The 6,975-nt window shown below is 71.2% G+C and carries 2 protein-coding genes; both read left to right on the top strand.

Annotated elements, in window-relative coordinates; translation table 11 throughout:
• The coding region (locus ACGFN2_RS35830) for a type I polyketide synthase (protein WP_393367162.1) at positions 1–5,350 on the top strand (5,350 nt) is incomplete at its 5' end.
• A gap of 116 nt (positions 5,351–5,466) precedes the next feature.
• Positions 5,467–6,975 (top strand): type I polyketide synthase (locus tag ACGFN2_RS35825; protein WP_393367164.1); only part of this gene is annotated, 1,509 nt, incomplete at its 3' end.

The following is a 6,975-nucleotide window of genomic DNA, read 5'->3' as shown; positions in this document are numbered from 1 at the left end:
TGCTGTCGCGGACATCGACTGGGCCACCTTCGCCCCGGCCTACACCGCCGTACGCCCCAGCCCCTTCCTCGACCGCATCAGCGAAGCGCGTGCTGTGGTGGGGGCGGGTTCTGGTGTGGTGGGTGAACTGCGTGGGCGGTTGGCGGGTGTTGCGGAGGATGACTGGTATCGGGTCGTTTTGGATCTGGTGCGGGTGTCGGCTGCGGGTGTTCTTGGTCATGGGTCTACGGAGGGTGTTCCTGTCCGTAAGGCGTTCCGTGAGATGGGTTTCAGCTCGCTGACCGCGGTGGAGCTGAAGAACCTTCTGAGTGCTGCCACCGGCCTCATCCTCCCCGCGACGCTCGTCTTCGACCACCCGACCCCCGAGGAGCTGGCGCAGCACTTGGTGGGCGAACTGCGCGGCGAGGACGCCACCGCACCGGTCACCGTCGCCTCGGCTGCCGTCTCGGACGAACCGGTCGCGATCGTCGGCATGGCCTGCCGCTTCCCCGGCGGGGCCGGCTCCCCGGGGGAGTTCTGGGACCTCGTGGCGTCCGGCGCGGACGCGGTATCGGCCTTCCCGGAGGACCGGGGCTGGAGCGTGCGCGAGTTGTACGACGCCGACCCGGACAGGTCCGGTGCCTCGTACGTACGTGAGGGCGGATTCCTCTACGACGCGGCCGAGTTCGACGCGGAGCTGTTCGGGATCTCGCCCCGCGAGGCACTGGCCATGGACCCGCAGCAGCGCCTCCTCCTGGAAACCTCGTGGGAGGCCTTCGAGCGGGCGGGCATCCCCGTGGACACCGTCCGGGGCAGCCGGTCGGGTGTCTTCGTGGGGACGAACGGCCAGGACTACATGTCCCTCGCGGCGACCTCCGATGACGACATGGGCGGCTACATCGCAACGGGCAACGCCGCGAGCGTCGTCTCGGGTCGCCTCTCGTACACCTTCGGGCTCGAAGGCCCAGCCGTCACCGTCGACACCGCCTGCTCGTCGTCGCTCGTCGCGCTGCACTGGGCCACCCAGTCACTGCGCCAGGGCGAGTGCGACATGGCGCTCGCCGGTGGTGTGACGGTCATGTCGACGCCGGGCGCCTTCGTGGAGTTCAGCCGCCAGCGCGCTCTCGCCACGGACGGCCGCTGCAAGCCGTTCAGCGCGGACGCGGACGGTACGGGCTGGGGCGAGGGCGTGGGCATGCTCGTCCTTGAGCGCCTGTCCGACGCCGAGCGCAACGGCCACGAGGTGCTGGCCGTCGTGCGGGGCAGCGCGGTGAACCAGGACGGTGCGTCGAATGGTCTTACGGCTCCGAATGGTCCATCGCAGCAGCGGGTGATCCGCCAGGCGCTGGCCAATGCCGGTCTGACTCCAGCCGATGTGGATGCGGTGGAGGCGCACGGTACGGGGACGGCCCTCGGGGACCCGATCGAGGCGCAGGCGCTCCTTGCGACGTATGGGCAGGACCGTGACGCGGACCGTCCGCTGTGGCTGGGCTCCGTTAAGTCGAATATCGGTCACACGCAGGCCGCCGCTGGTGTCGCGGGCATCATCAAGATGGTCGAGGCCATGCGGCACGGGAGTCTGCCTAAGTCGCTTCATGCCGATGAGCCGACCCCGCACGTCGACTGGTCGGTGGGTGCGGTCGAGCTGCTGACCGAGCAGCGCGACTGGCCCGCTACCGACGAGCCCCGCCGGGCCGGCGTCTCCTCCTTCGGCGTGAGCGGCACCAACGCCCACGTGATCCTGGAGCAGGCGCCCGCGCCGGTTCGGAGTGCTTCCGAACCGGTGGGTGGTGTGCTGGTGCCGTGGGTGGTGTCGGGCAGGTCGGCGGAGGCGTTGCGGGGGCAGGCTGCGCGGCTTGCGGCTGCGGTGTCTGTTGCGGATGAGTCGCCGGCGGACGTCGGCTTCTCGCTGGCGACGTCGCGGGCGCAGTTGGAGCACCGGGCTGTGGTGGTGGGTGCGTCGCGGGATGAGCTGGTGGTGGGGCTTGAGGCTGTTGCTGAGGGTCGTGGTGTGGCTGGTGTGGTTGAGGGTGTTGCCTCGGATGCGGGTCGGGTGGTTTTTGTGTTCCCGGGTCAGGGTTCGCAGTGGCAGGGCATGGCGTTGGAGTTGATGGAGTCTTCGCCGGTGTTCGCGGCGCGGATGGCTGAGTGTGGTGAGGCTCTGGCTGCGTTTACGGATTGGTCGCTTGAGGACGCCTTGCACAACCGGGTCGATGCCGAGCGGGTCGATGTGGTTCAGCCGTTGCTGTTCGCCGTGATGGTGTCCCTGGCCACTGTCTGGCAGGACTGGGGGATCCGTCCCTCAGCGGTGATCGGCCACTCGCAGGGCGAGATCGCCGCTGCGTGTGTCGCCGGCGCATTGTCTCTGGAGGATGCGGCGCGTGTCGTCGCGCTCCGGTCGAAGGCGATTGTGGCGTTGGCGGGCAAGGGCGGCATGGTGTCTGTGCCGTTGCCGGTGGGCCGGGTGCGTGAGGAGTTGTCCGGCTTTGAGGGCCGGGTCTCGGTCGCGGCTGTCAATGGGCCGAACTCCGTGGTGATTTCCGGTGATGTGGAGGGTCTGGACGAGCTTCTTGCCCGCTGGTCCGGGACGGATGTGCGGGCGCGGCGTATCGCGGTCGACTACGCCTCGCACTCCGCGCATGTCGAGGAACTGCGCGAGGAACTCCTCGACGTACTGTCGCCGATCCGCCCGCAAGCGGGTGAGATACCCGTCTACTCCACGGTGACCGGCCAGGTCGAGGACGGTTCCGCCTTCGATGCGGAGTACTGGTTCACGAGCCTGCGCCAGACGGTGGAGTTCGAGACCGCGACGCGCATGCTGATCGACGACGGCTATGGCGTGTTCGTCGAGTCCAGCCCCCACCCGGTCGTCAGTATCGGTGTTCAGGAGACCATTGAGGACGCGGGCTCCCCGGCGGTCACGGTCGGTTCGCTGCGCCGTAACGACGGGGACCTCGACCGTCTCCTGACCTCCCTGGCCGAACTGCACGTCCACGGCGTCACACCGGACTGGTCCAAGGTCTTCCCGTCCGACGCCCGCCGCGTCGACCTGCCCACCTACGCCTTTCAACACCAGCACTACTGGCCCTCCACCCCGACCGGCACCCCCACCCCCACCCCTTCGTCCACCCCCGCCGACCACGCCTTCTGGGACACCGTCGAGCGCGAGGACATCGCCGCTGTTGCCGAGACCCTGGGGATCGACCCCGAGGCGCGGTTCTCCGCCGTGCTTCCCGCGCTCTCCGCCTGGCGGCGCGGCCGGCAGCGGGGCGCGGTCCTCGACTCCTGGCGCTACCGGGCGACATGGCAGCCGCTCGCCGAGCTTCCGGTCATGGGGCAGGACACCGTGCTCGCCGGGGACTGGCTCGTGGCCGTTCCCGCCGAGTACGCCGATGCCCCCTGGACGGCCGAGGTCCTCGGTGCCCTGACGGCCCACGGGGCCCGTACCAAGGTCCTCGAACTGGGCGCGGCGGAGACCGACCCGGACTCGCTGGTCCCGACTCTGGCGCGGGGCGGAGACTCCGCGTGGCGCGGTGTCGTCTCGCTGCTCGCCGTCGCCGACGCGTCCGGCTCCGAGCACCCCTCGGCGGCCACCGGACTGCTGCTGACCAGCGCTCTCACCAGTGCCCTCGCGGCCGCCGAGGTGACGGCGCCGCTGTGGTGCCTGACCCGCGAGGCCGTTTCCACGGCGCCCGGCGACCCGGCCCGCAGCCTCTTCGGATCCCAGATCTGGGGTTTCGGCAGGGTTGCCGCGCTCGAGTTCCCGAAGCTGTGGGGCGGCATGCTCGACCTACCCGCGACCGTGGACACCCGCGTGGCGTCCCGGCTCGCGGGGGCCCTGGCCCGAGCCACGGAGACCGGTGCGGCGTCGAGCGCGGAAGACCAACTGGCCGTCCGCGCCTCGGGTTCGTTCGCCCGACGGCTCGTCCGCGTGCCGCTGGCCGGAAAGTCACCGGTACGGGAGTGGAAGCCTGAGGGCTCTGTCTTGGTCATCGGCGGCACCGGAGCGCTGGGCGCGCACGTGGCCAGGTGGCTGGCGGAGAACGGCGCCGAGCACCTCGTACTGAGCAGCAGGCGCGGCGAGGCCGGTCCGGGCGCGCCCGAACTCGCCGCCGAACTGACCGCTCTCGGCACCCGGGTGACGCTCGCGGCCTGCGACACCGCCGACCGAGACGCCCTGGCGGACCTCCTTCGGGAGCACCCGGTCACCGCCGTGTTCCACACCGCGGGCGTGCTCGACGACAGCGTGATCACCGGCCTGACCCCGCAGCGCTACGAGACAGTCCTGCGGCCCAAGGTCCAGGGCACGCTCAACCTGCACGAACTCACCAGGGACTCGAACCTGTCGGCCTTCGTGCTCTTCTCCTCGCTCGCCGGTACGACCGGCGGCGCGGGCCAGGCCAACTACGCGGCCGCCAACACCTTCCTCGACGGACTCGCCGAGCACCGCCGTGCCGAGGGCCTGCCCGCCACCTCCGTGGCGTGGGGCGCCTGGGGCGGAGGCGGCCTCGCCGAGGAGAGCGAGGTGCGCGAACAGCGGCTCAGCCAGGGCGGGATGGTACGCATGGCCCCCGGCACCGCCGTCGCCGCCCTCGCGCAGGCCCTGGACCACGACGACACCCTCGTCACGGTCGCCGACATCGACTGGGCCAGGTTCGCACCCGGGTTCACCGCGGTGCGGCCCAGCCCGCTCCTGACAGGCGTGCCCGAGGCACAGTCAGCGCAGGCGGCAGCGCAGGCGGCCGAGCGGGGCGGTGCCGACCGGGAGGCGACCGGTGAGCCCGTCGGCACACTGCGTGCCCGGCTGGCCGGAACGACCCCTGCGGAGGCCCAGCGCATGCTCCTGGACCTGGTACGGACGCAGACCGCGCTCGTCCTCGGCCACACATTGGCCGAGGCGGTGTCGCCCAGCCGCGCGCTCAAGGCCCTCGGATTCGACTCGCTCACCGCCGTTGACCTGCGCAATCGGCTCAACGCGGCCTGCGACCTGAACCTGCCCAGAACTCTGGTCTTCGACCACCCCACCCCGCAGGCGATCGCAGAGCACCTGGGATCCCTGCTCATCGAGGGCGCGGGTGCGCCGCAGGACGAGGCCCTGCGGGACTTCGAGTCGCTGGCGTCCGCGCTCACCGGGAGCGCCCTCGACGAGATCACCCGCGCCACCATCCTCGTACGCCTGCGGGCCCTGCTCGCCGAGGCCGACGACATCGCCGCCGGGACTCCGGACGATGAACCCGGACACGGGCCGGCCGACGCGGGAGAAGCCGCCGATGCCCCGGAAGGCGGCAACGGCGGACCCCAGAAGATCTCAGACTCGGCCTCGGACGAGGAAATGTTCAAGCTGCTCGGCCAGAGATTCGGCATCTCGTAAATCGCTGCCCGCCCTTCGCCGACGACCGATCTGGAGAGGTACCGATGCCGAACCCGCACGCGAACCGCGCGCACGAGGAGTCCCCTGTGGCGTCGAACGCGCCGTCCAACGCGCCGTTGGGTACGCCCGGGCGCTCAACCCCCGGCACCACCGAGGAGAAGCTCCGCTACTTCCTCAAGCGCACCACGGCGGAGCTGGAAGACGCCCACAAGCGCCTGCGGGCGGCCGAGGCGAAGAGCGCCGAACCTCTGGCGATCATCGGCATGGGCTGCCGCTTCCCCGGGGACGTACGCTCCCCCGAGCAGCTGTGGAACCTCGTCGCCGACGGCACCGACGCCCTCTCCGAACTGCCCACGGACCGCGGCTGGGACATCGAGGGACTCTACGACCCCGACGCGCGCCGCTCCGGCACCTTCTACGCGCGCCAGGGCGGGTTCGTGTACGACGCCGGTGACTTCGACCCCGTGTTCTTCGGGATCTCCCCGCGCGAGGCGCTCTCCATGGACCCGCAGCAGCGGCTGCTCCTGGAGACCTCGTGGGAGGCCATCGAGCGCGCCGGCATCGACCCGCACTCGCTGCGCGGCAGCCGCACCGGTGTCTTCGTCGGCACGAACGGGCAGGACTACACCACCCTCGTGGTCGGCGCCGACGCCGCCGTCGACGGCCATCTGCTCACCGGCAACGCCGCGAGCGTCGTGTCCGGCCGCGTCGCTTACACCCTCGGCCTTGAGGGCCCCACACTCACCGTCGACACCGCGTGCTCCGCCTCCCTCGTCTCCCTCCACCTGGCGGCCCAGGCGCTGCGCCAGGGCGAGTGCAGCCTGGCACTCGCGGGCGGCGCGACGGTGATGTCGACGCCCGCGCTCTTCGTCGAGTTCAGCCGCCAGGGAGGCATGTCCGGCGACGGGCGCTGCAAGGCCTTCGCGGCGGCGGCCGACGGTACGGGCTGGGGCGAGGGCGCCGGCATGCTCGTCCTTGAGCGCCTGTCCGACGCGCGCCGCAACGGCCACGAGGTGCTCGCCGTGATCCGGGGCAGCGCCGTGAACCAGGACGGTGCGTCGAACGGTCTGACGGCACCGAACGGCCCGTCGCAGCGGCGGGTGATCCTGCAGGCCCTGTCCAACGCCCGGCTCGCGCCGTCGGACGTGGACGCGGTGGAGGCGCACGGTACGGGTACGAAGCTCGGGGACCCGATCGAGGCGCAGGCGCTTCTCGCGACGTACGGGCAGGGGCGGGAGCCCGACCGCCCGTTGTGGCTGGGATCGGTCAAGTCGAACATCGGTCACACGCAGGCCGCCGCGGGTGTCGCGGGCGTCATCAAGATGGTCGAGGCCATGCGGCACGGCGTCCTGCCCAGGACCCTGCACGTCGACGAGCCGACCCCGCACGTGGACTGGTCGGCCGGCGCGGTGGAACTGCTCACCGAGGAGCGGGAGTGGGGGGCGGGGGCGGACGGCACGGCCCGGCCGCTGCGCGCGGGCATCTCGGCCTTTGGCGTGAGCGGGACGAACGCGCATTTGATACTTGAGCAGGCGTCTGCGGACGAGGCGGCGGCTGGCGCTGTGGTGGATGGTGTGCCGGTGCCGTGGGTGCTCTCCGGTGGCACGGAGGCGGCGTTGCGATCG

Source organism: Streptomyces sp. NPDC048612 (genome assembly GCF_043199295.1).
Classification (GTDB): domain Bacteria; phylum Actinomycetota; class Actinomycetes; order Streptomycetales; family Streptomycetaceae; genus Streptomyces.
The sequence above is the reverse complement of the archived record's forward strand: the minus strand, read 5'-3'. Positions and strand labels throughout refer to the sequence as shown.